The sequence below is a fragment of the Bilifractor porci genome, from assembly GCF_009696005.1.
Lineage (GTDB): Bacteria > Bacillota > Clostridia > Lachnospirales > Lachnospiraceae > Bilifractor > Bilifractor porci.
On record NZ_VUMV01000004.1, the window covers coordinates 210,116 to 236,386 of the forward strand.

The 26,271-nt window shown below is 55.3% G+C and carries 23 protein-coding genes; 5 read left to right on the plus strand and 18 right to left on the minus strand.

Features of this window, described 5'->3' with window-relative positions:
* Positions 1-154: 154 nt before the first annotated feature.
* Positions 155-1,564, minus strand: coding sequence for an MFS transporter (locus FYJ60_RS07455; protein ID WP_154458036.1), 1,410 nt, complete (start codon positions 1,562-1,564; stop codon positions 155-157).
* A 319-nt stretch (positions 1,565-1,883) separates the two neighbouring features.
* Here FYJ60_RS07455 and FYJ60_RS07460 point away from each other — a divergent pair, with 319 nt between their 5' ends.
* Complete coding sequence (locus FYJ60_RS07460) at positions 1,884-2,918, plus strand: DUF308 domain-containing protein (RefSeq protein ID WP_154458037.1); 1,035 nt, start codon at positions 1,884-1,886, stop codon at positions 2,916-2,918.
* 25 nt (positions 2,919-2,943) lie between these two features.
* The gene (locus FYJ60_RS07465; protein WP_154458038.1) at positions 2,944-3,750 is read left to right on the plus strand and encodes an arylamine N-acetyltransferase family protein; all 807 of its coding nucleotides are present in this window, start codon (positions 2,944-2,946) and stop codon (positions 3,748-3,750) included.
* 25 nt (positions 3,751-3,775) lie between these two features.
* Here FYJ60_RS07465 and FYJ60_RS07470 read toward each other — a convergent pair whose 3' ends face one another.
* Both FYJ60_RS07470 and FYJ60_RS07475 read right to left on the minus strand, forming a co-directional pair.
* Positions 3,776-4,786 (minus strand): uroporphyrinogen decarboxylase family protein, encoded by a 1,011-nt coding sequence (locus FYJ60_RS07470; protein WP_154458039.1) that lies wholly within the window; start codon positions 4,784-4,786, stop codon positions 3,776-3,778.
* A gap of 94 nt (positions 4,787-4,880) precedes the next feature.
* Entirely contained in the window at positions 4,881-5,870 is a 990-nt protein-coding gene (locus tag FYJ60_RS07475) for a uroporphyrinogen decarboxylase family protein (protein WP_154458040.1), read from the minus strand.
* 353 nt (positions 5,871-6,223) lie between these two features.
* Between FYJ60_RS07475 and FYJ60_RS07480 the strand changes: the two genes are divergently transcribed.
* The 3 genes from FYJ60_RS07480 (at position 6,224) to FYJ60_RS07490 (ending at position 8,255) form a co-directional block, all read left to right on the plus strand.
* The gene (locus tag FYJ60_RS07480; RefSeq protein ID WP_154458041.1) at positions 6,224-6,970 is read left to right on the plus strand and encodes a YdcF family protein; all 747 of its coding nucleotides are present in this window, start codon (positions 6,224-6,226) and stop codon (positions 6,968-6,970) included.
* A 68-nt stretch (positions 6,971-7,038) separates the two neighbouring features.
* The gene (locus tag FYJ60_RS07485; protein WP_154458042.1) at positions 7,039-8,061 is read left to right on the plus strand and encodes an SPFH domain-containing protein; all 1,023 of its coding nucleotides are present in this window, start codon (positions 7,039-7,041) and stop codon (positions 8,059-8,061) included.
* Entirely contained in the window at positions 8,061-8,255 is a 195-nt protein-coding gene (locus FYJ60_RS07490) for a ribbon-helix-helix domain-containing protein (RefSeq protein ID WP_154458043.1), read from the plus strand. The genes FYJ60_RS07485 and FYJ60_RS07490 overlap by 1 nt, the downstream gene beginning before the upstream one ends.
* A 74-nt stretch (positions 8,256-8,329) precedes the next feature.
* On the opposite strand, the gene FYJ60_RS07495 is transcribed toward FYJ60_RS07490, so the two are convergent.
* The 15 genes from FYJ60_RS07495 to arcC form a co-directional block, all read right to left on the minus strand.
* The gene (locus FYJ60_RS07495) at positions 8,330-9,922 is read right to left on the minus strand and encodes an AAA family ATPase (protein ID WP_235903360.1); all 1,593 of its coding nucleotides are present in this window, start codon (positions 9,920-9,922) and stop codon (positions 8,330-8,332) included.
* A 94-nt stretch (positions 9,923-10,016) separates the two neighbouring features.
* Positions 10,017-10,676 carry a thiamine diphosphokinase gene (locus FYJ60_RS07500; RefSeq protein ID WP_154458044.1) on the minus strand — a complete coding sequence of 220 codons (660 nt, stop codon included), beginning with the start codon at positions 10,674-10,676 and terminating at the stop codon, positions 10,017-10,019.
* Complete coding sequence (gene rpe, locus FYJ60_RS07505) at positions 10,673-11,344, minus strand: ribulose-phosphate 3-epimerase (protein WP_154458045.1); 672 nt, start codon at positions 11,342-11,344, stop codon at positions 10,673-10,675. Before rpe ends, FYJ60_RS07500 begins: the two co-directional genes overlap by 4 nt.
* 78 nt (positions 11,345-11,422) lie before the next feature.
* On the minus strand, positions 11,423-12,469 hold the full coding sequence (gene rsgA, locus FYJ60_RS07510; protein WP_154458046.1) for a ribosome small subunit-dependent GTPase A: 1,047 nt from the start codon (positions 12,467-12,469) through the stop codon (positions 11,423-11,425).
* A 66-nt stretch (positions 12,470-12,535) separates the two neighbouring features.
* Positions 12,536-14,599, minus strand: coding sequence for a Stk1 family PASTA domain-containing Ser/Thr kinase (gene pknB / locus FYJ60_RS07515; protein ID WP_154458047.1), 2,064 nt, complete (start codon positions 14,597-14,599; stop codon positions 12,536-12,538).
* Between the two features lie 17 nt (positions 14,600-14,616).
* Positions 14,617-15,339 carry a Stp1/IreP family PP2C-type Ser/Thr phosphatase gene (locus tag FYJ60_RS07520; RefSeq protein WP_154458048.1) on the minus strand — a complete coding sequence of 241 codons (723 nt, stop codon included), beginning with the start codon at positions 15,337-15,339 and terminating at the stop codon, positions 14,617-14,619.
* A gap of 9 nt (positions 15,340-15,348) precedes the next feature.
* Positions 15,349-16,386 (minus strand): 23S rRNA (adenine(2503)-C(2))-methyltransferase RlmN, encoded by a 1,038-nt coding sequence (rlmN, locus tag FYJ60_RS07525; RefSeq protein WP_154458049.1) that lies wholly within the window; start codon positions 16,384-16,386, stop codon positions 15,349-15,351.
* Between the two features lie 133 nt (positions 16,387-16,519).
* Positions 16,520-17,851, minus strand: coding sequence for a 16S rRNA (cytosine(967)-C(5))-methyltransferase RsmB (gene rsmB / locus FYJ60_RS07530; protein ID WP_154458050.1), 1,332 nt, complete (start codon positions 17,849-17,851; stop codon positions 16,520-16,522).
* The gene (locus FYJ60_RS07535) at positions 17,844-18,551 is read right to left on the minus strand and encodes a zinc metallopeptidase (RefSeq protein WP_154458051.1); all 708 of its coding nucleotides are present in this window, start codon (positions 18,549-18,551) and stop codon (positions 17,844-17,846) included. Before FYJ60_RS07535 ends, rsmB begins: the two co-directional genes overlap by 8 nt.
* Positions 18,552-18,584: 33 nt before the next feature.
* Complete coding sequence (gene fmt, locus FYJ60_RS07540) at positions 18,585-19,526, minus strand: methionyl-tRNA formyltransferase (protein ID WP_154458052.1); 942 nt, start codon at positions 19,524-19,526, stop codon at positions 18,585-18,587.
* Between the two features lies 1 nt (position 19,527).
* Positions 19,528-20,037: a peptide deformylase gene (gene def / locus FYJ60_RS07545; RefSeq protein ID WP_154458053.1), complete on the minus strand. Its 510-nt coding sequence runs from the start codon at positions 20,035-20,037 to the stop codon at positions 19,528-19,530.
* 116 nt (positions 20,038-20,153) lie between these two features.
* On the minus strand, positions 20,154-22,418 hold the full coding sequence (gene priA / locus FYJ60_RS07550; RefSeq protein WP_154458054.1) for a replication restart helicase PriA: 2,265 nt from the start codon (positions 22,416-22,418) through the stop codon (positions 20,154-20,156).
* On the minus strand, positions 22,399-23,886 hold the full coding sequence (locus tag FYJ60_RS07555) for a UDP-N-acetylmuramoyl-L-alanyl-D-glutamate--2,6-diaminopimelate ligase (RefSeq protein WP_154458055.1): 1,488 nt from the start codon (positions 23,884-23,886) through the stop codon (positions 22,399-22,401). Before FYJ60_RS07555 ends, priA begins: the two co-directional genes overlap by 20 nt.
* A gap of 260 nt (positions 23,887-24,146) precedes the next feature.
* Entirely contained in the window at positions 24,147-25,298 is a 1,152-nt protein-coding gene (locus FYJ60_RS07560) for a glycoside hydrolase family 18 protein (RefSeq protein ID WP_154458056.1), read from the minus strand.
* A 5-nt stretch (positions 25,299-25,303) separates the two neighbouring features.
* Positions 25,304-26,236 (minus strand): carbamate kinase, encoded by a 933-nt coding sequence (arcC, locus tag FYJ60_RS07565; protein ID WP_154458057.1) that lies wholly within the window; start codon positions 26,234-26,236, stop codon positions 25,304-25,306.
* Positions 26,237-26,271 lie beyond the last annotated feature (35 nt).

The following is a 26,271-nucleotide window of genomic DNA, read 5'->3' on the forward strand; positions in this document are numbered from 1 at the left end:
TACCTGTTGCCGTTTCCGAACCGAATACTTCCCGGTTTACAAACGGGTCACAAGCCTCTGCTTTGAAGCCGGACTAATACAGTAAGAAGGGGTGCGCGGCACCCCTTCCCATCAGTATACGTTAACATCAGCTGCAACAAAAGCGTTTTTCCAATCAGGCCGCTTTTCTGGCCGCTATTTCATTCTGGTACTGAACGACTTTGTCCTTTGTGAGATGGAAACCGGCCAGAAGAAGGACGCCTGCAATGATCAGGGCAATGGCCGGAACCACAATAAACGCAACGCAGATTCCCTTTTTCAGTTCCTCTGTCGCAGATGCGGGATCAATTTTTGTGCTGAAGTTTGCCGCTGCCAGGCAGGCATTAATAATAATGCCGCGGGTCATAATGGAAACCTTCAGCGGGACGTTCTGCAGGCCGCTGATCCATCCGGTCGCGTTTTTCCCGGTTTTCCACTCGGAATAAATAATGGTATCCGCATAGAGCGCCGGTGTACAGGCATATCCGATGCCGTACCCGAACTGCGCGACGGACATCAGAATGATAACCAGCATAACATTGCTGTAAGCGGCGTTCGCGACAAACATCACCACCGCCATGGCAAAGAAGGTGATGATTGTAGTGGTCCTTGTTGTGAGCTTGTTGGCCACAAATTTGGACAGGTAGGATCCGATCACGCACAAGATATTTGCCACAAGAATATAGGTGGCCATCAAGCCCTTGTTCTGCGCGACATAGGTAAAGTAGTAGATCGCCGCGCCCATGCACACAAAATTGAACATCCACTTGGCCAGATCCGCAAGCAGAAGCACAAGGAGCGGAGGATTCTGGACCAGAGACTTCAGCAGGTCCCCGCCGCTTGTCCTGGTTGTGTCTTTCTTTGCAGCAGTCTGTGAGGTTTCTACTTCCTCATAGCCCTCAAACATCTTAAAATGGGCAAAATACAGGACTGCCATAAAAATACCGAGAGTGAACGCCGTTGCCCCGTACTGGTTTACCTCGCTCAAATGAGCGGCAAAGAAAGCTGCGAGAGGCGGTCCTACATAGGAGAACAGGACTTTGGACAGGTTTGCCCATGCCGCCCTGGTGGATGCCAACTGGGCGCGATCCTCAGGCGTTTTTCCGGCGACCGCAATCATGGAAACGTTGGCAACATACGGAAAATTCCATGCCACGTGGCTTACAATGGTGGCCACGATAATAATGACTGCAGATACCGCCGTACTGCCGATCTTGATAAACTGGAAGGCGTAAAGGAACGGGACCAGCCACGGCAGGAGAATCAGCCAGGAACGGTATCGTCCCCATTTCTTCGGTTTGATACTGTTCAGGATCGCCCCATAAATCCACGAAAGGCATGCGTCCACGGTACTGGCAATCGTGGTGATCAGCGTTACCATCGGAAGGCTGAAGGCTGCCAGATTCGTCAGAAAGAAGTTGAAATAGTAGCTTTCAACATTCGTCATGAGCGAAAATCCGCAGTCACCGACGCCATAGAACACCTTCAGCGCTTTGCTGAGAGGCTTGCCGCCCTGGTTTTCGGCAGTTTTACTTGCTTCACTCATTTCTATTCCTCCTCATTTTTTCTTTTTACAGCGCAGAATTTACGCTTTTGCCATCAATCAGTCTCTCCACCACCTGCATGCAGGCATGCGTGGCGTCAGGATTTTGACACTGTAGCCGTAAACTCTTGTGTAATTTTATAGCATAAAGTATAGAATAATTTAATTTTTAGGTAAATCCGCACAAATGTGAACGATACCTTACAGCTTTCCGCTTTTTTGTACAGTATTTTTACTGCCACTTCTTCACGTCATCTGCTACACTACTGTATAGACCCGGCGGCAAAGCAGCCGGGAACTATCATAAGGAGCAGCGAACTTTATGGAAAAGGGAAAAGATAAAATGGAAAACCCGGGCGGAATGAAAGTTCTTCCTTTCCATAAGACACAGGAAGATGCCGTTCAGGCCTATCAGGAATTTTACCGCGGCCGTCCTCTTCTTCCGGGGATTTTCCTGAAAGAATCCCACATTCAGGAAATGCAGGGAGGCTATGTCCCCTATTTTCTGATCAGCGGTACGGCTGACGTTGATGCCGTCTATGAGGCGCAGGACACCTCTCCCGCAGAGGGTCCCGGAAAAATCCGCAAAATCGTGTCCGAATACCAGGCTGTCCGCAAAGCCACTGTCGATTACTACCACCTCCCGGTCAACGCGTCCGGGCAGATACCGGAATCCTTTATGAAAAATCTGGAGCCGTTCCGCCTGAAGGAGCTGATTCCGGCGGAGGATTCTCCGGAAAAAGAGCATATACAGGATTTTCTGACTATCGACATTCAAAAGGATCCGGAAGCCGAACAGAAGCGGGTTTCCGAGATCATGTCCGGAATCCTGAAGGGCTCCGTCCATCACAGCTATGTGAAGGAAGAGCGGATCAGCGCTGACTATCAGAATGAGAAAGAGCAGTGTGTTCTTTTCCCTGTCTACCTCCTGACCACAAAATACGGGAACCGGTATTTTCATTTCGGCATGAACGGACAGACTGGAAAAGTATACGGAGATCTGCCTATAAGCTACCCGCATCTGACAGCGCTGTTCATGGGACTTTTTGTCGGGGGCGCAGCCGCCGTCTGGGGCATCCTCCGTCTCCTGTTCTTTTTCGCACAGATGCCGGTTTCCGCATTTGTCAACAATACCTTTCTCCTGATCGGCTTATTTGCCGGCCTCATAGCCGCCAATCATGTCGTATCCGACCGGTACGAAAAAATGAAAAAACCGGCGCCTCCGCCGGAAAAGAAATATGAGAGCTGTGAGATCCGGAACCGGGAATTTTCTGATATCCTGATCCGGAAACAGTACACAGACAGGAAAAACGTTGTCATCCGGGAAGAAACCGGAACGCAGACAAACCAAGACTGAAAACACCACGACCGGAGATATAAAAATGTACGAAGATTATAACACACCCGTCCCGGATATACAGGCAGTTCTCTCCCGCATTCAGTTTGATGAGACAGCCTTTCCTCCGGATCTGGCACATCTGGAAAAACTGATTTACGCCTTCCAGACCCATATTCCTTTTGAGGATCTGGACAGCTCCTGGCTGAAGCAGCCGCTTCGCCTGGACATCCCCACCCTGTATGAAAAGCTGATTGTCCGGAAGCGGGGCGGCTTCTGTTTTGAGCTGAACGGCTTTTTGGAACGTTTCCTGAAGGATCTCGGATATGATTGTTATTCCGTATTCTGCCGGATTATTCGCGGCAGGGATTTTGTTCCTCCCTGCACGCACCGCGGCGTCATTGTCATCCTGAACGGAAATTCCTATTACTGTGATGTGGGTTTCGGAGGTCCCCAGCCTGCGGGTCCGGTTCCTGTCGGCGGCGGAGCCGCTGCCCGGTACGCCGGGGAACTTTTTCGGACAGATCCGGCAGATGCGGACTGGTGGACGCTGTCCCGCGCGGACAAAAACGGACGTTGGGAAAAAATTCTGCAGTTCACCCTTCATCCGCAGAATCCGGCGGAATTTATCCCTGTCTGCTTCTACTGTTCCACACATCCGGACTCTCTTTTTGTCCGGACAAGGCTGGTCAGCCTCCGCACAGAAAACGGATCTAAAAATATCACCGACGGCACCTTTACCGAGCACTGCGGCGGAGAGGTGCGTTCGGCAGTTCTTCCATCCGTTCGGGAATTCCGCAGAATCCTGCAGGAAGAATTCGGTATTGCCGCGGGCGGAGGGCAGGACGCCTGAACACCCGCGGCAGTTTTTCCTTCAGTCAGACGACTGACACCCCGTACTTCTCGATATTGTACCTGCGTATTTCGTCAATGACGATCTTCTCCACTTCCGGATAGATGGTTCCCGGCCCACCGTAGGTAATGCCCGGCCAGAATCCGGGCAGATCCCCGTACTCCACACAGGCGCGCCTGGTTTCCTTCCGGATTTCTTCTTCCGTCGCGTCCGCGCGGTCAATGACGGAATCCACGCCTCCCATCAGGAGCATTCTGTCTCCAACCTCTTCGCAGATCTTCGGGATGTTGTTGGTATTCAGGACTCCCTGCCAGATATCCACCCCGATCTCCGCCATATCGTGTACCAGAGGCTCCATGTAGGAATCTCCGTGGTGCATGACGATCACATTCTGGGAGTGCAGATAGCTGTACAGCTTCCTGTAAGGCTCCCGGAACAATTCTCGCCAGGTATCCACCGAGAAAAACAGGCTGGTTCTGGATCCCCAGTCATCGTGCGACACAATGCAGTCCGGATGCAGATGCTCGACAATCAGCTTCATATAGGTCAGACGGTAATCGCAGATGACATCAATCAACTCCTTCATTGCTTCCGGTTCCAGCAGCATATTCATCAGCGTATCCTCAAAGGTCATCAGCATATGCAGCTGCTCGAAAATACCGGTTCCCATCACCACCATCGTCAGGTATTTTTCGTGGTCGATCGCCTTCTCGTTTTCTATGGCCGTCTCCCATCCCTCCGAACACTTGCCGGCCAGATCGGGAACCTTCACGTATTTTCTCCACTCGGTGATATCTTTGATTACCTGGTTCTCCGGAGTTACCAGAGGTACTGCCGCCGGGGCATCCTCCGGGAAGAGAATTTTGGTTCCCCACTGGTCGTAGGATTCCGTGCCCCGGATCCGGTTTCCCCTGACAAGGCGGAAAACCGGATCCCCGGCAATCCCACGAAACATCGTGAAGCTGTTGTTCAGACAGACTGGTTTTCCCTGTTTGAATTTCAGGGATTCCAGCAAATTTTCTTTTGGTGTCAGCATGGCAGTTCCTCCTTTTCCGGTTCAGGCGGCATTTTCCGCCCTGCCGCCCGACCTCTCTGTGTGATAGATGCAGAATCCGAATAAGAAATGCAGCTTAAAATAGCTCTTTGCTCATTTTATCAATTTCCTCGGTCAGAGCCTGATAGACACCCTCAAAGGTACTCATCGGCCCGCCCTGGGAAGCGCTTGGGATATAGTACAGTTTTCCGTACTCCGTGCATGCCCTGCGGACCTGGTCGGCAACCTCCTGCCTGGTCCAGTCCGGATGATCCACGGCAGCGGAATCAATACCACCCATAAAGGATATCCTTCCTCCATAGGTGTCAATGCATTTCCTGACATCATTGCCGGTCATAATTCCCTGCCAGATGTCAATTCCCATATCAATCATATCCGGTATCAGTGTGGCGGCATAGGAGTCGGAATGATGAACAATCAGCTGAACGCCACGCTCCCTGTAGTAGCCGTAAATCTCCTTGTAGGCCGGTACGAAAAACTCCTCGAACATCGCCGGAGACATAAAGGTTGATCTCTGGCTTCCCCAGTCATCATGGTGAAAAACGGCATCTATATGCAGATGGTCACAGGTTTCCCTTGCGGATTCCAGCTCCCACTCTGTCAGATACTTGATCAGGTCGTGCATCTCTTCCGGCTCTTCGTAAAAATTCATCATGGTATCTTCCATGCCCATGAAGTAATGCAGGGACTCAAACAGTCCGGGTGCCTGAAAATTAGCGACAAAACGATCCCTGCGGTCTACCGCCTCTGCCGCCGCGATGGCAGGCTCCCATGCCGCCTCCGGCATTTTGGGAGACGGGGCATGAACGATATCCCTCCATTGTGTGATGTCCTTCAGCAGACGGTGCGCGTCATCGTGAACCGGGAACGGACCCGGTGTGCCGACCGGCCAGGATCTGGTAACTCCCCAGTCATTCGTGACATTCAGCTCCCCGTATTTCGGTGCCTTGTAAGTGGCGCGGATCGGATCGTTCATAATAATGGCAAGAAATTCAAACTGATTGACAAAACGGTCCGGATGGCCTCCGTGTATTGTCTCCAGCAGGTTTTCTCTTTTTGTAAGCATTCCGCTTTCCTCCTTATCCGGGCATACGCCCTGCTATTCTGTGTATTTTACCTGTAAAAAACATAGCATCCCGGAAAAATCTATTCAATTCGCACAACGTTTGAAAACAATCCGCGGCAATCCGCAGTATTGCGGATATGCTGCCATGCGGGAATCTTCTACCCGATACGGTGCAGAAAGCGCAGCCGTCCTATCGTTTCCGTTACAGCAAAGAAACCGGAGGGCGGCGCAGAGGCGGCACCCGGCCTGCAGAGGAAGTGCCTGTGGAAGAATCTCCGCGCCATATGCTACAATAATCCCGTACCGCAGACTTTTTAACGGGGCGGGTCATTCTCCGCCCCGAAGGAGAATGAATGAATATTCTGACTGTCATCTGGCTGCTTTCGGCCATCCTTTCCCTCCTGTACGGGCTTCTTATTTTCAGCGCAGGAAGCGGATCTTCCTTCTATTTGGTATGGTTTCTGATTTCCGGCTTTTTTGTTCTCTGTTCCTTTCTCTCTTCCCAACACAGATGGAGCCACACACCGGGCGTCTTCCGCCTGTGTTTCCTGCTGGCTGTGGGAGCCGGCGCCGCAGTCCTGGCTCTTTGCAGCATTCTGATTCTGACGGCCTTTCCGAACCGGGGTGAGGAGGGACTGGACTGTGTGATCGTCCTGGGATGCCAGGTGCGCCCCGACGGGGAGCCGTCCCGGTCGCTCCGCAGCCGCCTGGACACAGCAGCCGCCTATCTGAAGAAAAATCCCGACACGGCTGTGATCGTCTCCGGCGGACAGGGCAGCAACGAGCCCTGTGCCGAAGCGGAAACTATGGCAGCCTATCTGGAGTCCTGCGGCATTGACGGCGGACGCATCCGGCAGGAATCTCTCTCCTCCACGACGGAGGAAAATCTCCGGAACAGCTTCCGCCTCTGCCGTCCGTCTGCTGACCGCATCGGGATTGTCACCAGCAATTTTCATCTGTACCGTTCCCTCCTCCTCGCAAAGAGGCTGGGCGGAAGCCATATCTGCGGCATCGCCGCCCCCTCTCTGCCCCTGTACCTTCCCAATAACATGCTGCGGGAGATTCTGGCACTGATTCATTCCTTCTTGACACGTGTCTAAAATATGATATTATTTTGATATCAGATTCATTTCTTTTTACTCGCACTTCTGTGCAGAAAGGTGATGTTATGGAAGAAAAAGTGATTGCCGGGAAGAAAAACGGAATGGCCGTCATGCTTCTGCTGATTGTTTTATACGCCGCGGCTGTCCTGCTGATGGTAATGGGAATCTCCATGGGAACGGAAGAGGATCCCTGGCTTCCCGTCTTTCTGCCGGGGCTGATCTGGCTGTTTATCGGCTGGTTTCCGTTTCTCGGACTGAAGGTTCTGAAGCCTCAGGAGGCTCTGGTTCTTACCTTATTCGGACAGTACATCGGGACTCTGAAGGGAGCGGGCTTCTACTATGTAAATCCCTGCTGCGTCTCGGTCAATCCGGCGAATAAAACACGGCTTGGCCAGAGCGGGGACGTGGATGATGGAGCGGCAGGGCGGAAGATTCTGATTGCCTCTTCCTCCAACAATACGGCAGAGACGGCAACCAAAAAGATTTCCCTGAAGGTCATGACCTTAAGCAACGCCAAGCAGAAGGTCAATGATGTTCTCGGGAATCCTGTGGAGATCGGCGTAGCCGTCATCTGGCGGGTGACCGATACGGCAAAGGCCGTATTCAATGTGGACAATTACAAGGAGTACCTCTCCCTGCAGGCGGATACGGCGGTCCGGGATATTGTTAAAATCTACCCCTACGATGTGGCGCCGAATATAGATACAACAGGAGACGGAAAGGCAGATGACGGCAGTCTCCGCGGTTCCACAACAGTTGTGGCGGAACGGATCAGGCAGATGATCCAGTCCAAGGTGGAAAACTCCGGTCTGGAAATTCTGGAGGCGAGGATTACCTATCTGGCCTACGCGCCGGAAATCGCCGCTGTCATGCTGCAGCGCCAGCAGGCTTCCGCTGTGGTAGAGGCCAGGAAGATGATTGTAGAGGGTGCTGTCGGCATGGTGGAAATGGCCCTGGAAAGGCTGAATAAAAACGGTGTTGTCGATCTGGACGAAGAGAGAAAGGCTACCATGGTCTCCAACCTGATGGTTGTCCTGTGCGGAAACCATGACCCGCAGCCGGTCATCAATTCCGGAAGTCTCTACTGATGGCCAAAAAGCAGATCCCTCTGCGGCTCAGCGAAAAGCTGTACAATGAAATCGCAGCCTGGGCAGAGGATGATTTCCGTTCTGTAAACGGACAGATCGAATACCTTCTTACTGAATGCGTCCGACAGCGCAAAAAAAACGGCGGTTATGTTTCAGACCACCTGGACGAACCGCCTGATCTTGACATTTCCTGACCGTTTGTTTGCAATCCCTGTTCTTTTCTAACTGCAACAGCCTAATCATGCTCCGTGAAGAACGGAGCATTTATTTATGTGTTCTTCCCGGTCAGCAGCCGTTCCACCGCCTTCTCGTCGTAGATGACCTGCGCTACCCGCTCTGTCTCGATCCTGTACAGCGCGTTTCCCGCGATATGCTCCGCCGCCTGTTCCAGCTCCCGGCAGCCCGTATATCCCTGGAAGCGTCTGATTACGCAGTCCACTGCCCCTTCGGTGAGCACGCACTCCTTTTTGCTCATACCTACCTTTTTCAGCACCCTGGGAAGGGCATACTGGGTAAAGATGATTTTCTTTTCCTCCGGTGTGTAATCCGGGATCTCGATCACCGAAAAGCGGGAAAGAAGCGGTCCGCTGATTTTGCTTTTGTCATTGGCTGTCCCGATCGGATAAACGCCCCCGGTGGGGATGGCGCACTCCATGTAGACGTCGGTAAAGCCCAGGTTATCCAGAAGCGTCAGCAGGACGTCTCCCGGGTTTCCGTTGGTATGCTCCCCGTCCGCCTTATCCAGCTCGTTGATGACAAAAACAATGTTGGAGGTTCCTGCCCTGGAAAAAGCCTCCATAATCTTCCCCGGCTTCGCGTTCACATAGACGCGGGGGCTGCCGGTCAGCGCTTCCGGATCACGGATGGTACTCATATCCAGCACGGTGCAGGGAAGTTTCAATATTTTTCCGACCGCATACGCAATCCTGGATTTTCCCGTGCCGGGAGGGCCGATCAGCAGAAGCCCGTAGGCCGGAAGCGTATGTGTCCGGTTGATCTGTATGATGGTCTCTATGACTCTCTGTTTGACATTTTCCAGCCCGTAGAGCTCCTCATCCAGTATTTTCCGCGCCTCCCAGGGATCAATCGGCGGAAAATCCGTACTCTCCCACCGCACATTCAGCATGAGCATCAGGGCGCGCTTGGCATGGTTTTTCTCTTCCGCGCTGACCGACGGGTCTTCCAGTTCCTTCAGCGTCCGCTCTGCCCAGTGGCGGATCTGGCCGGGAAGCGTAATACCGCCGATCTTTACAAAGCTTTTAATGCCTTCCAGCGTCTCAAACCGCTCCTCTTCCGGTGCCTCCTCCTGCGGAAATACCTGGGAGCTCTGGAGACGGTGGATCAGCGTCTGCAGAAAGCTGTCGTCCGGCTCCTCCCGGTCCTCCGGCTCTTTCTGCCTGTGGATTCCTGTCACCGCAAAAGTCTCCCCCTGGTAATAGCCGTCCAGACGCAGAAACGCGTGCTCCTCCATCAGCGACAGAAGGAGTTTCTGAAAACGGACGTCCACCTTATAAACCGGGCACAGCTCCGGTTTCTCCCCTGTCCGGCACTCAAACATCAGTCTCCCGTCCGGATTGGTAAACTTTCCGATAAATACATGATTTCTCTCCCGCCCGTCGGACAGGGTAAAGACCGGCTCGCCGTAAACAGGCTTGAACCGCGGAATATCCGGCTTGTCAATCACAAAATTAAAATTCCGGAATCCGCTTAAAACCGCCTGTTTTTCGGCATCCCCGACGGCATCCCCCTCTTTTTCAAAGGTGGAATTCCAGAAGTCCTCCAGCTCTTTTTTCTGGGATTCTGTTACATCGGAACCAAACTGCATCCCGAATTTCTCCAATGCTTCTCTCAGCTTTTCCATGCATCTCCTGTTCGTATTCTGCTGTTTCTTATTTTTCCGGAGCTGCCGCCACCGTTTTTTACTTCCACTGTTCTGCCCGGGAAACGCAGGCTCTTCAGTCCCGCGTTTCCATGACCAGCAGGTCGCCGCTTTCCCAGCGGATTCTTCCCTCGTCTGCCTCCGGGGAAAGCTGGTTGCTGACGCACAGCCCCCCGTCACCCTGGATCAGCGTCCGGTCCTCCAGCGGATAGCAGAAGCCCTCGATCGTCAGTCCCCTGACCTCTCCCCGGACGGGGAAGAGAGAGAGATACTTCCCGTACATGTCCTCTCTCCGAAGGATCAGCTCGTGGCCCGGCGGAAGACAGATGCGGTTGTGGGCATCCAGAATCCAGGCGCGGATGCCTCTTTCTTTCAGCAGGACAAGATTAAAGATATTGCTCAGCGTATGATCCAGCCTTGTTCCGGTCGCCCCGAAAAAAACAATGCTGTCTGCTCCCAGCTGAACCGCTTTTTCCAGCGCAATATCTGTGTCCGTCATGTCCTTTTCCGGGCGGTAGGTATCAATCGGGATCTCCTTTTGTCCCCTGTAGTACGCGATAATCTCCGGACGGATGCTGTCAAAATCTCCGACGATGTAATCCGGATGAATGCCGGAATGGAAGCAGAACTCAAGTCCCCTGTCCGCAGCTACAACAAGATCCGGGGGTTCCTTTCGGAAATATTCCCTGACCGCCTCCCGGTCGATCGTTCCCCCTGTAAAAATGACGGCATTCATCTTACCAGCGCCTGCATCTTCCGGAAATTTTCCGCCGGATCCCCCTGAAAGACAGCTGACCCCATGACAAGGACGTCCGCCCCGGCATCCAGAACCGTCTGCAGGGTACCGGCATTGATGCCTCCGTCCACCTCTATCCTGATATCCGGATGTCCTGCCTTCTCCAGCATGTTCCGGAGAGCGCGTATTTTTCCCGTCATGGCAGGAAGATAGCTCTGTCCCCCGAAGCCCGGATTCACAGTCATGACCAGCACCATATCCGTCTTATCCAGCACATAGTCCAGAACAGAAAGCGGCGTGGCCGGATTTAATGCCACTCCCGTGCGCATTCCCGCCTCGCGGATGGCTCCCAGCACCCGGTCCAAGTGTGTGCAGGCCTCGGCATGTACGCAGACCAGGTCCGCCCCGGCTTTCTTCAGCGCGTCAATGTGCGTGTCCGGGTGTTCCGTCATCATATGAACGTCGAAAAAGAGTCCGCTTTTTTTCCGGATCGACGTAATGACCGGCTCTCCAAAGGAAACCGGGGGAACAAACGTGCCGTCCATGACATCGATATGAACCCATCTGCATCCGCACGCCTCCAGCGCCTTCAGCTGCTCCCCCAGAACCGTAAAATCCGCTGAAAGAATAGACGGATTCAGAATAATCTCTCTTTCCTCTGTATGCATCTTTCCTGTCCTCCCTTAAAATCCCCAAAATCCCGCGGTCTGCAGTGCCTCCGCACAGCGCGGATATTCCGCGTTGCTTCAGGAGTATTTGTGTTTTTCCCTGTCCTGCAGTTCCCGGTAAAACCGGCAGTAGTTCTCATACCTCTCCGGAGCGATTTTTCCCGTCCGGACCGCCTCCCGGACGCCGCAGTCCGGCTCCGTCACATGGGAGCAGCCCTGAAATCTGCACAATTCCTCAAAAGAACCGAATTCCGGAAAACAGGCCTGCAGCTCTTCCTTTTCCATGTCCGGAAGATCCAGGGAGGCAAACCCCGGTGTATCGCAGAAATACGTGCCGCTCCCCAGCGGAACCAGCTCCGCGTGGCGGGTTGTGTTCTTCCCCTTGTGCAGTTTTCTGCTGATTTCTCCGGTCTCCATGATCACCGTGTCCTGGAGCACATTGGTGAGGGTCGATTTGCCGACTCCCGATGGCCCCGCGATGACCGTGGTTTTTCCCGCCAGAATACCGCGGAGCTCTTCCAGCTCCGGATCCTCTCTCGTTTCCGGAGAACTCTTTTTTTCTTTTTCCCAGATTCCCGCGCTGGTCAGGAGAACCCGGTAACCGCAGCTCTCATAGATCGTTTTCCAGCGCTGCGATTCTGCGGAATCCGCCAGATCCTTTTTATTCAGGCAGATAATAACCGGTACCTCCTGCCTGTGCATCAGGATCAGAAAACGATCCAGAAGTGCCGCGTCCGGATCCGGCTCCTTCAGGGCAAAAAACACAACCGCCTGGTCGACATTCGCCGCAGCCGGACGGATCAGCTCATTCTTCCTCGGAAGAATTTCCGTCAGATTCGCCTCTGCCTTTTCCTCATCCAGAATCTCTATCCTGACCCGGTCGCCCACCAGCGGCTTCTTTTTCTCTTTTCGGAAGATCCCCCTGGCCCTGCACTGGTAAATCCGCATTCCCTCCCTGGGAACGAGATTGGCAGGCAGTCCGATCCGCGGCGCGGCATCCGACGCCTCCTCCACCGCGACATAATAAAATCCGGAGATTCCCTTTATAATGGTTCCCTCGGCCCACTCTTTTTTCTTCTGTCCAGACCCGCCGCTGCTTAAATTTTGTTCCCTTTCTTTGCTCATAATGCCTCACAACGGAAAAAGCACCTGGCCTTCTTCCGCAGAAGATTCAGTCAGGTGCCTGTACAATCAGCTTTCCTCGGTAAAGGTTACATTGGGATATCTTGCAATCAGGGTACCGTCCTCGTAGATATTGATGACTGCCGTTTCGCCGGAATCGCTCTCCACCTTCGTGGTAAACGGCCCGTCTGTCCAGGGATCCTCTCCCTCGTATATCGTTGTCGTCTTGTCTCCCTGCACGAGTTCCAGCTTTACCGTGCCCCCGTTGTAGCCGTCCGGCTCCGACAGCGGTGTGTTGAACACATATTTTGTGGCCGTCTTGTTAATGGTAACCGTAACCGTATCGGTGGTCTTGTCGACGGTTTCCCCTACATCCGGGGATACCGAAAGGACTACCCCGTTGGACTGCGAGGAATCCGATCCCGTCTGGGTGGTGTACTTGATTCCCATGGTATCCAGCGTCGCCAGCGCACTGTCCTTACTCTGTCCCACTATGTCCGGAACCTTTACATCATTGGAGGTATCCCGTCCCTTGCTGACATAAAGCGTGACAGTTGCCCCCGACGGTACCGAGGTTCCCTCTGCCGGACTTGTTGAAATAACATTTCCGACATCCACCGTGTCATCATACTGCAGCTGGATATCCGGAACCAGGCCCGCGCTCTCCAGCGCCGCCTCCGCGTCCGCCTGGGTGGATCCTGTGAGGCCTGTCGGCACTGTGACATCCGCCTTTCCGCTTGACACGATTACATCAATGGTGGTTCCCTTGTCCACCATGGTGCCCTCCGAAATGGTCTGATTGATAATCTGGCCGCTGTCATAATCCTCGGAAGCCGCGGTGCTTGTCTGTCTGACGCCGATGCCCAGCTTATTGCAGGCGGCGGTCGCCTCGTCAACTGTCATGCCCAGAAGGTTCGGAACCGCTACCTGCTCCGAGCTGCTGGACGCCTCGGCTGTCGGCGTCGCCTCTGCCGAGGTGCTGGTGCTTGCCGCGGACGAAGAGGACGCGGACTTCCCAAAATGAAACAGCCCGGTCATGTTTCCGATCACCACGATCAGGATAATAACAATGACCGCCCCCACCAGGAATCCGCCGATGGTGATGGCCTTTTCCAGACCGGTTTTCCCGTCGTCGTCATCGTCATCATCCTCGTCGTCATCATCGTCATACTCTTCTTCCCGGCGCCTTCTGGCCCGCTCCCTGCGCTCCTCCTCTTCCCTTGAGAGTCTGCGCGGAGCCTGCTGGTTCTGCGGTGTCCGGACGGCGGCTGCCGCCGCTCCCGCGCGGGGCGCGATCTGAACAAAATTTCCCTGCGGGTCGATCAGGGAATGCTTCAGATCCTCGATCAGCTCCCCGACGTTGTGATAGCGCCGCTCCGGATTTTTCTGCGTACATTTCAGAATAATCTGTTCCAGTGAGTAAGGAAGATCCGGCGTGTACCGTGACGGGGACACCATCTCCTCCTGCAGATGCTTGATCGCGATGGAAACCGTAGAATCCCCGTCAAAAGGAACTCTGCCAGTAACCATCTCGTACATGGTTATTCCCAGCGAATAAATATCGCTCTTGGCATCGGAAATCCCGCCACGCACCTGCTCCGGCGAGCTGTAATGAACCGATCCCATGACGTTTGCCGTGATCGTATTGGAATTCATTGCCTTGGCAATGCCGAAATCCGAAAGCTTTACCTTTCCGTCGGTGGAGATCATGATATTCTGCGGCTTGACATCCCGGTGGATAATTCCCCTGTTATGAGCCGCCTCCAGCCCGAGCGAAACCTGGATGGCAATGCTGGTAGCTTCCTTGACGCTTAATTTCCCCTTCTTCTGTATATAATTTTTAAGAGTGATTCCCTCGACCAGCTCCATGACGATATAGTAGAGCCCGCGGTCCTCTCCGACATCATAGACATTGACCACATTCGGATGGGACAGCTTGGCCGCCGCCTGGGCCTCTTTCTGGAATCTCTGAACGAAACCGGTATCCTCGCGGAACTCCGCCTTCATCACCTTGACCGCTACCAGACGGTTCAGCTTGTGATCCTGTGCCTTATACACATCCGCCATACCGCCGGATCCGATCCTTGCGATGATCTCATACCGCTCGCTTAAGATTACTCCCTCTTTCAGCATACTTTCTTTCTCTCCTGTCAGGCATACGGACGAATGACAATAACAGCGATATTATCCTTACCGCCGTTGGCATTTGCCTCCTGAATCAGTGCCTCTGACTTGTCCTCAATGCTGTCGTCCTTCAGGATTTCAAACATCCTGGCGTCTTCCACCATATTGCTGAGGCCGTCCGAACACATTAAAATCTGATCATCCTGATTCAGACGGAAATCGAAAAAATCCACCTGAACCGTATCCGCCGTGCCGATTGCCCTGGTTATAATGTTCTTATCCGGATGATTTCTCCCCTCTTCCGGCGTAAGCTCTCCCAGGCGGACCATTTCCGCGATCAGCGAATGATCCTGTGAAATTTGAGTCATGGTATCATTGGCAAGATATAGCCTGGAATCTCCTACATTTGCCACGTAGGCGTAACCTCCGACCAGCGTACACGCAACCATGGTCGTCCCCATTCCCGCCATGGCAGGATCCTCACGGGACTGCTCCAGAACCTCGCGGTTCGCAGCTTCCATGGCATTCCGCATGATCTTGACCGGATTAAAATTCTTATCCCTGCGCACGGTTTCCACCATCACGGATACCCCGTACCGGGATGCGAAATCTCCTGCATTGTGCCCGCCCATGCCATCTGCCACAATAAAAAGGTTCGGCAGATTTCCAATCGGTTCTTGGGATGTGAAGATATAGTCCTGATTCATTTTTCTTTTCTGACCGATATCAGTGGCAGAAAATACCTTCATATGTACCAATTACCCCCGGGTTTCAATATAGCTCTTGCGGAGCTGTCCACAGGCTCCGTCGATATCAGAGCCCATTTCCCTTCTAATAGTAACATTTATTCCGTAATTTTCAAGTTTATTTTGGAAGCGCAGAACCGCCTCATGCCCGGAGCGCCTGTATTTCCTCTCCCTCACCGGATTGATGGGGATCAAGTTGACATGGCAGTTCAGCCCCCTTAAAAGGTCGGCCAGCTCCGCCGCGTCGGTCTCCGAATCATTTTCGCCGGCCGCAAGCGCGTACTCAAAGGTGACCCTCCGTCCTGTCTGGTCAAAATAATACCGGCAGGCATCCAGAATCTCCCGGATGCTGTAGGCATTGGCCACCGGCATCAGTTTTTTTCTCTTTTCGTCATTGGACGCGTGCAGGGAAATCGCCAGGCCTGTCTGCAGGTGTTCTTCCGCAAATGCCCGGATTTTCGGCACGATTCCGCAGGTAGACACCGTGACTGCGCGCTGGCTGAGATTCAGCCCGTCCTTATCGGACGCAAGACGGAGAAAACGGACCAGATTATCGTAATTGTCGAAAGGCTCTCCGCTTCCCATGACAACCAGGCTGGAGACCCTCTCCCCGGTCATCCTCTGAATCTGATATACCTGCTCCAGCATCTCCGAGGCGGTCAGATCCCTCACCTTTCCGTCCAGCGTCGAGGCGCAGAACCGGCAGCCCATCCGGCAGCCGACCTGGGAGGACAGGCAGACAGAAGCGCCGTGGTGATATTCCATGCGGACGCTCTCGATCACATTCCCGTCCGGCAGGGCGAACAGATATTTTCTGGTCCCGTCAATCTTTGAGACCTGCTCCCGGACAGCCTGCAGCCTGACAATCGGATACTCCGCCTCCAGCTTTTCCCGCAGCTCTCCCGGAAGATTAGTCATCTCCGCGTAGCTCTCGACACGCTGCCGGTGCAGCCAGGAAAACAGCTGTTTTCCCCGGAAAGCCTTCTCTCCCAGAGAAACGCAGAGCTCCTGCAGCTCCGGAAGATCCATTGATTTGATATCTGCCGCCATACTTTCCCGACCTCTTTTCATCCCCGACGCATGGGGTGTGGTGTTCGTTGCGCTGCGGAATCCCCGCCGTAGAAATAATTTGATCCTTTCCCCTCACAAGGGGTGTTAAGAAGGGATAAGCCCGGAACCGGGCTTACACACGGAACACAGCGTAGTAGAAGCCGTCTCCCGGATAGCTGCCCGGAAGGAGCTGTCTTTCTTCTTTCTTTACCAGTGGAAAATGTTCCAGGAGCCATGCGGTGTTGTCTTCATTTTCCGCCCGGTTGACGGTGCAGGTGGAGAACAGTAGCGTTCCCCCCGGACGGACACAGCGGACCGCGTTGGCAAGAATTTTTTTCTGCAGTTCTGCCAGAGAGGCTTCCTTTTCCGCGGAAGCGTGATAGCGGATATCCGGCTTTCTGCCGATGACTCCGTAGCCGGAGCAGGGAACATCCGCGATCACCACATCAAAAGCCTCACGATCCTCCGGGCGGAACTGCGTGGCGTCCCACAGACAGGGCTGCATTTCCGGAACCTGGCATCTCTCGCGGTTTTCACGCAGCAGCGCGAGCTTCCGCCCGGTCACATCCCTGGAGATCACAACACCCGCCCTCTTCCCTCCGGGGTCCGCTTCCCGCATCAGGTCTGCGGCAAGGATGCTCTTTCCGCCGGGGGCGGCGCACATATCCAGGACACGGCTGCCTGGACGGATTCCCGCGGCCCTGACGGCCAGCATGGAACTGACATCCTGGGCATACAGGGTCCCGCTCTGAAAATCCGGAAGGGACGCCAGATGGTTCACTCCCTTCAGGTACCAGGCATCCGGAACCAGGCTGCTCTTTTCCGCTGTGCAGCCCTGCGGAAGACGGCTCTGGAAATTGTCTTCCCCGGCTGCCTGTCCTCTTACCCGGACCGTCAGAGGCCTCTCTTCCAAAAAGCTCCGGCAGATTTTCTCCGCCGTCTCCGGTCCGTAGGCATCCATCCACTTCCGCACAAGGAACTCCGGCATGGAATACAGGATCTGGATCCGGAAACACGGGTTGTCGTCCTGTTCAGACGGCCAGCGGAGCCGGTCCGGCTCCCGGATAATGCTCCGCAGAATCCCGTTGACAAATCCCCGGAGATTCCCGAAGCCCTTCGCTGACGCCAGCCGCACCGCTTCGTTGACAGCCGCGGAATCCGGCACACTGTCCATATAGCGGATCTGGTAGACGCTCATCCGCAGGATTTCGCGGATGGCCGGGCGCATCCGCCCGGTCGGAATCCTGGCATACTGGTTCAGGATATAATCCATCTGGATTCGATACTCGATCGTCCCTTCAAACAGACGCACCAGAAATGCGCGGTCCTGCGCAGTCAGCCACGCCCTTTTTTCCAGCGCGTCCCGCAGCACCAGGTGACTCTGCCGGTTCTCCTTCTGCGCCTCCAGAAGCAGCTCCAGGGCAAGCGCCCGCACGGATTTTTTCTTCCGGTCCTGCTCAGTCATCTCTTCTTCCCGCTCCGGAGAGAATCAGCATACGAAGAAGATACATCAGCGAAGTCGCCGCCGCCGCGACATAAGTCATGGCCGCCGCGGAAAGCACGCTTCTGGCCCCGCCGAGTTCTTCCCTGCTCATCAGGTTCATGCCTTTCAGCTTCTTCATGGCCCGGTGAGAGGCGTTAAATTCAACCGGGAGGGTCACAAGCTGAAAGAGAAGGGCAAAAAGGAAAAGAAAAATACCGATTTTCATGATCACCGGCAGCTGGAAGAGCAATCCGATAAAGAACAGCGGCCAGGCGGCAGAGGAGCCGAAATTAGCCACCGGGACAAGCGCCGACCGGATTCCCAGGGGCGCGTAGCCCTTCGCGTCCTGAATGGCATGCCCGCACTCGTGTGCCGCCACTCCCTGTGCCGCCAGGGAGGAGCTTCCGTACACCGTCTGCGAAAGGGAAACTGTTTTATTCCGGGGATCATAGTGATCCGTCAGATCGCCGGATACCTGCAGGACCTGGACGCCGTACAGCCCTTCGCTGGCAAGAATCTGCTGCGCCACCTGCGCCCCGGTCATGCCGCTTCCGCTCCGGATTCTGCTGTATTTCCGGAACGTTCCCCGCATGACGCTCTGCACAATCAGTGTAAACACAAATGCCGCCAGAATTAACAGATACGTCCAGTCAATGCCGTAATAATAATAATTTCCGTACATAACCGATCAGCCTCCTGTCTGTCCTGTTTCCTTTTAGAAGCCCAGCCGCGTCTCTCCGGCGGCAAACCGGCGTCCCCGCAGGAAATCTGCGGCAGTCATCCGTTTTCTTCCCTCCAGCTGGAGTTCCTCCAGGATCAGGATTCCCTCCCCGGTCTGCACCCGGATTCCCCCGGCTTCCGCCCCCAGCACCGTGCCGCAGGGCTTCCGGCTGTCCGATTCTCCGGATACAGAGGCCTTCCATATCTTCAGCTGCCTGCCCTCCAGGCCGGTATAGGCGGACGGCCAGGGGTTCAGTCCCCGGATCTGGCAGTCAATCTGGTGCGCCGTCCTGCCCCAGTCAATGATGCCGTCCTTTTTTTCAATCATCCTGGCATAAGCCGTTGTGCTCTCCCCGGGCTGTTTCCGGGGATGAATTTCTCCGGCCTGGAGCTTAGGAAGAGTCTCCGCCAGAAGATCAGCCCCGGCGCGGCTCAGGCGCTCAAACAGGGATCCTCCTGTCTCCTGCGGATCCAGTGTGATTTCCGTCTGGGCGAGCATATCTCCGGTGTCCAGGCCTTCGTCCATCTGCATGATAGTCACGCCGGATGTTTTTTCGCCGTTCAGCACCGCCCACTGAATCGGGGCGGCCCCCCGGTAGGCCGGAAGGAGCGACGCGTGGACATTCAGGCATCCGTATTCCGGAAGCTTCAGAATACTCTGGGGGACTATCTGTCCGTAGGCGACGACAACAATCACCTCCGGGTTCAGCTTCTTCAGGATTTCCAGATTCTCCGGTTCCCGGATACGCGCAGGCTGGTAAACCGGCAGTCCGAGCTTCTCCGCAGCCGCTTTTACGGCCGTCGGCCGAAGCTCCTGCTTCCTTCCGACCGGCTTGTCCGGCTGGGTGAAAACGGCCTCCACCTCTTGTCCGGAGGCAGCGAGCGCTTCCAGTGTCCCGACCGCAAAGTCGGGGGTTCCCATAAACACGATTCTCATCTCAAAGCTCCTCTGTTTCTTCCTCTTCCGGGCTCTCCTGCTCCTCTGTCTCTCCCGCCCGGTGGAGAGGCCCTTTTGCCAGCTTCCGGTACAGATGCCCGTCCAGATGGTCAAATTCATGGCAGCAGGCTCTGGCCAGCAGCCCATCCGCTTCCAGCTCGAAGGGCTCCATGTTCTCATCAAAAGCCTTTACGATGATATGCTCCGGCCTTGTCACCAGCCCGACCATGCCGGGAATGGAGAGGCAGCCTTCCTCCCCGGTCTGTTCCCCATCCTTTTCCACAATTTCCGGATTGATAAAAACAAAGGGATGTTCCCCGTCCACATCAATCACGCAGATCCTTTTCAGGATTCCCACCTGCGGCGCGGCCAGACCCACGCCGTAGGCGTCATACATGGTTTCAAACATATCCTCGATCAGGGTCTTAATCCTGGGCGTCATTTTTGTGACCGGCCTGCAGACCTTTTCCAGAACCTTGTCTCCCTCCAGACGAATTGTACGCAGTGCCATCTCTATTCCCTCTTTCTTTCAAAGATGCGGGCGCTCTCTTTGCGCGCCGCAGAAATTTTTCTGAAACTCCCTCGCGGGAAAACGGATACGGGCTGCCGTTCCGTTTTCCCCTGACTCTAGGAATTCAGTTCAAACGTAAAATAAATATCCCGGAATCCGGAATTAATTTCAATGTAGCGCTCCGCCATGCTGCGCAGGCGGATAATCTCCTGCCGGTCCGGCTCCCGAACGTACAGCACCTCCCGCCAGTTATCCTTAATCCTGGCCACCGTCTCCGGCGTCGGCCCCAGCAGGACCGTCTGTTCGGACCTCCGATATTTCCGGAGGAACTCGCGGAGCGCCAGAAACGCCCGCTGCAGTCTCTGCCCGTCCGTACAGCTTCCCCTCACGGCAAGCATCTGCCAGACCGGAGGATAATTCAGGAACTCTCTCCCGGCAATTTCTTCGGAGTAAAAAGCGTCGTAATCCTGGCTGGCCGCGGCACGTATGCTGTAGTGATCCGGCTGATAGGTCTGAATGACGGCAAGACCGGGCACACTTCCCCTGCCGGCGCGTCCGACTGCCTGTACAAGCAGCTGGTACGTCCTCTCTGCCGCCCGGTAGCTGTTCTCTCCCAGCGAGAGATCCGCCGCCAGGACTCCCACCAGCGTAACATCCGGAAAATCATGTCCCTTTACGATCATCTGCGTACCGACCAGGATATCCGCCTGATGCATGGCAAACGTGCGGAGAATCTTCCGGTAATCATTCTTCCCCCTTGTGGAATCCGCGTCCATGCGCAGAATCCTTGCCTGCGGAAACCTGCTTTTCAGCTCGCTTTCCACCTTCTGGGTTCCCACACGGAAGCCGCTGATAAACGGAGAACCGCAGTGAGGGCAGACCCGGACCGGATCTGTCTCATAGCCACAGTAGTGGCATACAAGCTTCCCGTTGTTGTGAAGCGTGAGAGAAACATCGCAGTGCGGGCACCGGATGACCTCTCCGCAGGACCGGCAGGACAAAAAGCCGGAAACTCCCCTCCGGTTCAGGAAAAGCATGCTCTGTTCCTTTTTCCGGAGTCTTTCCTCCAGTTCCAGCTGCAGGCGGGAGCTGATCACGGACCGGTTGCCGTTCTGAAGCTCCTTCCGCATATCCACAATTTCCACCGACGGGAGGCCGGCTCCGCCATAGCGGCTGTCCAGAACAAACCCGGCGAATTCCCCCTTCCGGCAGCGGTACCACGCGTCTACGGAAGGGGTCGCGGAGCCGAATACCACATGCGCCTGTTCCATGCGCGCGCGTTCCAGCGCGGTCTCCCTCGCGTCATAGCAGGGGGCTTTTTCCGACCGGTAACTCGGTTCATGCTCCTCGTCGATCAGGATCAGCCCGGTGTCGGGAAACGGGGTGAATAATGCCGAACGGGGACCTATGACGATCTTTGCCTCCCCTGTCCTGGCCCGCTCCATCTGGTCGAACCGCTCCCCCTTTGACATTCTGGAATGAAGGACCGCGACCGCATCCCCGAACCTTCTGCGGAATCTCCGCACCGTCTGCCAGGAAAGGGAGATCTCCGGAATCAGGACAATCGCCTGCCTTCCCTCCCGCAGCACTTCCCCGATCAGGTCCATATAGATCAGTGTCTTTCCGCTTCCGGTGATTCCGCGGATCAGACACGGACGATTCTGTCCGTTCCACTCCGCCAGAATTCCGTCCCTGACTTTTTTCTGGCCGGGAGTCAGCTCCCTGCCCTCCTGTTCCGGAACCGACAGGCCGTTTTCCGCCTCGTCCGCATCTTCCAGCAGATCCTCCGGATTCCGGATGACCCGGTGGGTCTCCACGGAAATCAGGCCGTCTTTCTGAAGACTCTGCAGGACAGAGGATGTAACCCCCGCTGTTTTCATAAACCGGAGGCGGTCCGGGCAGCTCTCCCCGCCCGGGTCCAGAAGAGACCGGAGCGCGCGCTCCTTCGCCTTATGTCCCTTCTGCCGGCTCTCCTCCAGGGCGCGCTGCAGCGTTTCCCTGTCCGCGATCACCCGTATGCTGTCCGCGGTAGACGCCTTCTCCTTTTCCTTTACGGGAAGAACCGTCTGAAGCGCACGGTTCATGGTCGAGCCGTAGGTCTTTTTCATCCAGACAGCCAGCTGCAGGAGACGCCCCTCGATCGGCAGCCGCCCTTCCTGGATCTCCAGAATCGGCCGTATCCGGCTCTCCTCAATTTTCGGAGCGGCACTGATGCCGACCACATAGCCGTCCACGGTCCGGGTTCCCCTGCCGAACGGAATCCGCACCGCCGTTCCCTCCCGCACACTCTCCCGCAGTTTTTCCGGAATTCTGTACTGGAAGGTTTTATCCAGACTCTCCTGGGTAATATTTACAATTACATCAGCATACAGTTCCTGCATCTGCCTGTCTGTCTTCCTCCAGGATCTCCTGAATCAGCACACGCTCGTCCATGGGATATTTCTTTCCCTTGATAATCTGGTAGTCCTCGTGTCCCTTTCCGGCGAGAACAATAATATCTCCCGGCTCGCCGTGATGGATGGCGTACCGGATCGCCTCTTTCCGGTCCGCAATCTCAATGTATTCCCCGTCGGTTTTTTCCATGCCTGTCCGGATATCGTCCATGATTGCCTGCGGATCCTCATTCCTGGGATTGTCCGAGGTGATAATGGTGAAATCCGCCATCTTTCCGGAGACTTCCCCCATCTCGAACCGGCGGTCCCTGTCCCTGTTTCCGCCGCATCCGAACAAACATACGATGCGGTTCGGATGGTACTCGCGGAGGGTGGAAAGAAGGCTCTCCAGCGCCATCGCGTTGTGCGCGTAATCAATCATCAGGGTAAATTTGTCGGAAACCCGGACCATCTCCACCCGTCCCTTGACCTTTGCATGGGTCAGAGCCTTCATGATCTCTTCCTCTGTCACCCCGAAGTGGTAGCAGACCGCCACGGCCGCCAGTGAATTATAGACAGAAAAACGGCCGGGAATATCGATTTCCACCGGAATATTGACCAGCCCGGAAGCCTGATAGCGGATTCCCAGATAGCCCGGCTTGCAGATCATCATGGCGTTTTCCGCGCGGAGATCCGCCTGTTCGCTGTAGCCGTAGGTTTCCAGCTTGCAGGACGCGCCCTCCACAATCTGCTGGAAATGCCTGTCGTCCCGGTTCACAATGCCGATCCTGCAGTTCTGGAGAAGCTTCTTCTTGCACTCCATGTATTCCTCAAAGCTGGCGTGTTCATTCGGCCCGATATGGTCCGCCTCTATATTGGTAAAAATGCCGTAATCAAAATAGATCCCGGCGACCCGGTCCAGTTTCAGAGCCTGGGAGGATACCTCCATGACCACGCTGTCAAACCCGGCCCGGACCATCTCCGAAAAGTACTCGTAGATCAGGTAGGATTCCGGCGTCGTATTCTCGGACGGAATGGTGCGCAGCCCGGTGATGCTCTCAATCGTGCCGATCAGGCCTGTTTTATGGCCTGCCGCCTCCAGAATGGACTGGATCATATAAGTCGTTGTCGTTTTCCCCTTGGTCCCGGTAATGCCGATGGTTGTCAGCTTTTTCTCCGGATGGTCAAACCATACAGAGGAAACCAGCGCCAGCGCGTAACGGGTGCTGGGAACACGGATCACCGTGACGGAGGAAGGCACTTCTACCGGTGTCTCCACAAGAAAAGCCGCCGCCCCCTTCTCAGCGACCTCCTTCGCATAGGCATGGCCGTCGGAGACGGCTCCCCGGATGCAGACGAACAGGTAATTTTCCCCTGCCTTCCGGGAATCATAGGCAACACCCTCTATTTCTTTCTCCAGACTGCCCTGCAGCACCTCGGCCTGCAGGCCGTCCAGAAGTTCTTTCAGTTTTTTCATTTTCCGCTCCCATCCAGCGCCGGCGCAGCCGGCCTGTGTCTGTACTTCTGCCGGATATCCGGCAGACGCAACGTAACGAGTAAAGGATAGCATAATTTCAGGCAACAGAAAACCCCGAATCTCTCGGATCCGGGGTTCTCTGTGTTCTTAAAATGAGGGGGAGATAGTTTGTTTTGATCAACTATCTGAGACTCATTCTAACGAGAAAATGTGATGAAACTTTGACCGCTTTCCAAAACATTTCTAAAATTTCTAAAAAATCATGCTCTCCAGATACAGACGGAAACCGGATGCCCCACCTGGTTTTCAATCTGTGTCTGCCAGATGCGCAGCGTCTCCTCGTCCCCGTACCAGAGCTGATGCGCGCTGCCTGCCTCGTCCGTGTAGCTGTAAAGCAGGGCTCCGTTAGATTCGTCCCGGACAGGTTCCCCGCCGTAGGTTCCCATGATCTTGGCGACATCCCTGTCCGAACAGGGCTCTGTATATCCGCCGCCCAGGTTCCAGTCGTAGCCTCCGTTCGCGATGGCGTAGGAGAGGTTCGGCACCCTGGAAAAGTTGCTGACGATGCCGCTTAAAAAATCAAAATCCGCCCTCGGTCCGGCATCGGTGCCGATCCCGTGCGCGTCATAGCACATCACGACATGTTCCACCCGGTCGGAGAAATTCAGCTGATCCGCCGGAATCGAAGGCTCCAGCACAACGCGCACACCCAGTCCTCTGCTCCCTGCCTCCTCGGCCAGCATGTCCTCAAAGCGGATGACAAGATTCCAGAGCGTGGTGTCTCCGTAGATACTCTCGTAGTCAATTTCCACTCCGTCGAATCCCTGTTCCGAGGCGAGAGCCGCCAGCTGCTGCGCATGCGCGCGGGCGCTGCCCTCGTCCTCCAGAAGCGTGTAGAGAATATTGGAATTTTTTGCCTCTGTCCATCCGTCCTCAATAATATCATTGGTCACAGACAGATAATATTTTTTATCGGGATACGCGGCCTTCAGATCCGTCATCAGCGCGGTGAGCGCGTCCGGCTCGCTGATCTGTCCGGCCGAATTGAAGGTGGCCGCAAAAATGCTGACCTCAGAGATGCCATCCTGATGGGCGTCCAGATAGGTTTTCGCGGAATCCTCATCCCAGTCAACCGCCCAGACACTCCTGCTGAAATCCGCAGGATTCTGCGGAAGCAGGGCCGCCTGCTCCGCCGTGATTCCGGGAATGGCCGGGGCGTCTGCGGAGCTGCTGACGGCAGAGTCTGCGTTCATGGACTCCGTGCTCTCCGCGGCGGAAGCAGAGGCCTCCGCCTGTGAGGCGCCGTCCCCAAACGGCAGAACCGCCCCCTGCAGGATCATGGAAATACAGAAAAAAAGTCCCACCAGGCAGAAGGCCGCGGAGGATACCGCCAGAACGATCCATTTCTTCATAAGAATCAGCCTTCTACGATGCTGGTTCCGGCGCTGCCCTCGAATGCCGCCTTGGCATTATGAACCGATGTGATGACCGCTCTTTTCCCGCCCCTGCGGATAAAGCTGCAGGCGGCCTGGACTTTGGGAAGCATCGTGGCGTCCCCGAACTGCCCCTCCCGGATATAGCCCTCCGCCTCGGAAACCGTGATCTTCCCCAGAGGCGTGGCATTCTCCCTGCCGTAGTTCAGCATGACATGATCGACGCTGGTCAGGATGACCAGCTCGTCCGCGCGAAGCTCCTCGGCAAGCCTGGTAGCAATCAGATCCTTCTCGATCACCGCGCTGGCGCCGCGAAGCGTCTCGCCCTGCTCCAGAACCGGAATTCCGCCTCCGCCGCCCGCTATGACAATGTGGCCGGCGTCCAGCAGAAGCCGAATGGAGTCCAGCTCGATAATCTCCTGCGGCTTCGGAGCCGCGATAATCCTGCGGTACCCGCCTTCTACCTCTGTCACAAAGTTTCCCTTTTTCTGCTCCGCTTCCGCCTCCTCTTTGGTAAGGACACGGCCGATCACCTTTGTGGGCTGGTAGAGCGCCTCATCATAGGGATCCACCGTCACCTGCGTGATGATGGTGGCAATATTCCGGTAAATACCGCGGCGGAGAAGCTCTGCCCGGAGCGCGTTCTGAATATCATAGCCGATATACCCCTGGCTCATGGCGGAGCACACGGCCATAGGAGCGCCCGTGTATTCCGCGTGCGCCTTGGCGAATTCGTTCATTGCTGTATGAATCATGCCTACCTGCGTACCGTTGCTGTGCGTGATCACGACGTTCGCCCCGTCCGCAACCAGGTCCGCAACCGCCCGGACCGCCTTAGTGACTGCCTCTCTCTGCTCCGGGAGAGTCGCCCCCAGCGCCGAGTGTCCCAGGGAAATTACCACACGTTTTTTCTGCATCTGCAGCACCTCGCTTCCTGACAGATATCGCTGTC

What these genes read in the sequence shown, in the direction of transcription:
- FYJ60_RS07465 (WP_154458038.1), top strand. Translation starts at nt 2,944, where the DNA reads ATGTACGAAGATTATAACACACCCGTCCCGGATATACAGGCAGTTCTC.
- rsgA (WP_154458046.1), bottom strand. Translation starts at nt 12,469, where the DNA reads ATGAGCAAAGAAAGGGAACAAAATTTAAGCAGCGGCGGGTCTGGACAG.
- def (WP_154458053.1), bottom strand. Translation starts at nt 20,037, where the DNA reads ATGGCACTGCGTACAATTCGTCTGGAGGGAGACAAGGTTCTGGAAAAG.
- FYJ60_RS07480 (WP_154458041.1), top strand. Translation starts at nt 6,224, where the DNA reads ATGAATATTCTGACTGTCATCTGGCTGCTTTCGGCCATCCTTTCCCTC.
- FYJ60_RS07500 (WP_154458044.1), bottom strand. Translation starts at nt 10,676, where the DNA reads ATGAATGCCGTCATTTTTACAGGGGGAACGATCGACCGGGAGGCGGTC.
- FYJ60_RS07560 (WP_154458056.1), bottom strand. Translation starts at nt 25,298, where the DNA reads ATGAAGAAATGGATCGTTCTGGCGGTATCCTCCGCGGCCTTCTGCCTG.
- FYJ60_RS07470 (WP_154458039.1), bottom strand. Translation starts at nt 4,786, where the DNA reads ATGCTGACACCAAAAGAAAATTTGCTGGAATCCCTGAAATTCAAACAG.
- FYJ60_RS07455 (WP_154458036.1), bottom strand. Translation starts at nt 1,564, where the DNA reads ATGAGTGAAGCAAGTAAAACTGCCGAAAACCAGGGCGGCAAGCCTCTC.
- rlmN (WP_154458049.1), bottom strand. Translation starts at nt 16,386, where the DNA reads ATGGCGGCAGATATCAAATCAATGGATCTTCCGGAGCTGCAGGAGCTC.
- priA (WP_154458054.1), bottom strand. Translation starts at nt 22,418, where the DNA reads ATGCAGGAACTGTATGCTGATGTAATTGTAAATATTACCCAGGAGAGT.
- fmt (WP_154458052.1), bottom strand. Translation starts at nt 19,526, where the DNA reads ATGAGAATCGTGTTTATGGGAACCCCCGACTTTGCGGTCGGGACACTG.
- FYJ60_RS07460 (WP_154458037.1), top strand. Translation starts at nt 1,884, where the DNA reads ATGGAAAAGGGAAAAGATAAAATGGAAAACCCGGGCGGAATGAAAGTT.
- pknB (WP_154458047.1), bottom strand. Translation starts at nt 14,599, where the DNA reads ATGCTGAAAGAGGGAGTAATCTTAAGCGAGCGGTATGAGATCATCGCA.
- FYJ60_RS07520 (WP_154458048.1), bottom strand. Translation starts at nt 15,339, where the DNA reads ATGAAGGTATTTTCTGCCACTGATATCGGTCAGAAAAGAAAAATGAAT.
- FYJ60_RS07475 (WP_154458040.1), bottom strand. Translation starts at nt 5,870, where the DNA reads ATGCTTACAAAAAGAGAAAACCTGCTGGAGACAATACACGGAGGCCAT.
- FYJ60_RS07555 (WP_154458055.1), bottom strand. Translation starts at nt 23,886, where the DNA reads ATGAAAAAACTGAAAGAACTTCTGGACGGCCTGCAGGCCGAGGTGCTG.
- FYJ60_RS07535 (WP_154458051.1), bottom strand. Translation starts at nt 18,551, where the DNA reads ATGTACGGAAATTATTATTATTACGGCATTGACTGGACGTATCTGTTA.
- rpe (WP_154458045.1), bottom strand. Translation starts at nt 11,344, where the DNA reads ATGCATACAGAGGAAAGAGAGATTATTCTGAATCCGTCTATTCTTTCA.
- arcC (WP_154458057.1), bottom strand. Translation starts at nt 26,236, where the DNA reads ATGCAGAAAAAACGTGTGGTAATTTCCCTGGGACACTCGGCGCTGGGG.
- FYJ60_RS07495 (WP_235903360.1), bottom strand. Translation starts at nt 9,922, where the DNA reads ATGGAAAAGCTGAGAGAAGCATTGGAGAAATTCGGGATGCAGTTTGGT.
- FYJ60_RS07485 (WP_154458042.1), top strand. Translation starts at nt 7,039, where the DNA reads ATGGAAGAAAAAGTGATTGCCGGGAAGAAAAACGGAATGGCCGTCATG.
- rsmB (WP_154458050.1), bottom strand. Translation starts at nt 17,851, where the DNA reads ATGACTGAGCAGGACCGGAAGAAAAAATCCGTGCGGGCGCTTGCCCTG.
- FYJ60_RS07490 (WP_154458043.1), top strand. Translation starts at nt 8,061, where the DNA reads ATGGCCAAAAAGCAGATCCCTCTGCGGCTCAGCGAAAAGCTGTACAAT.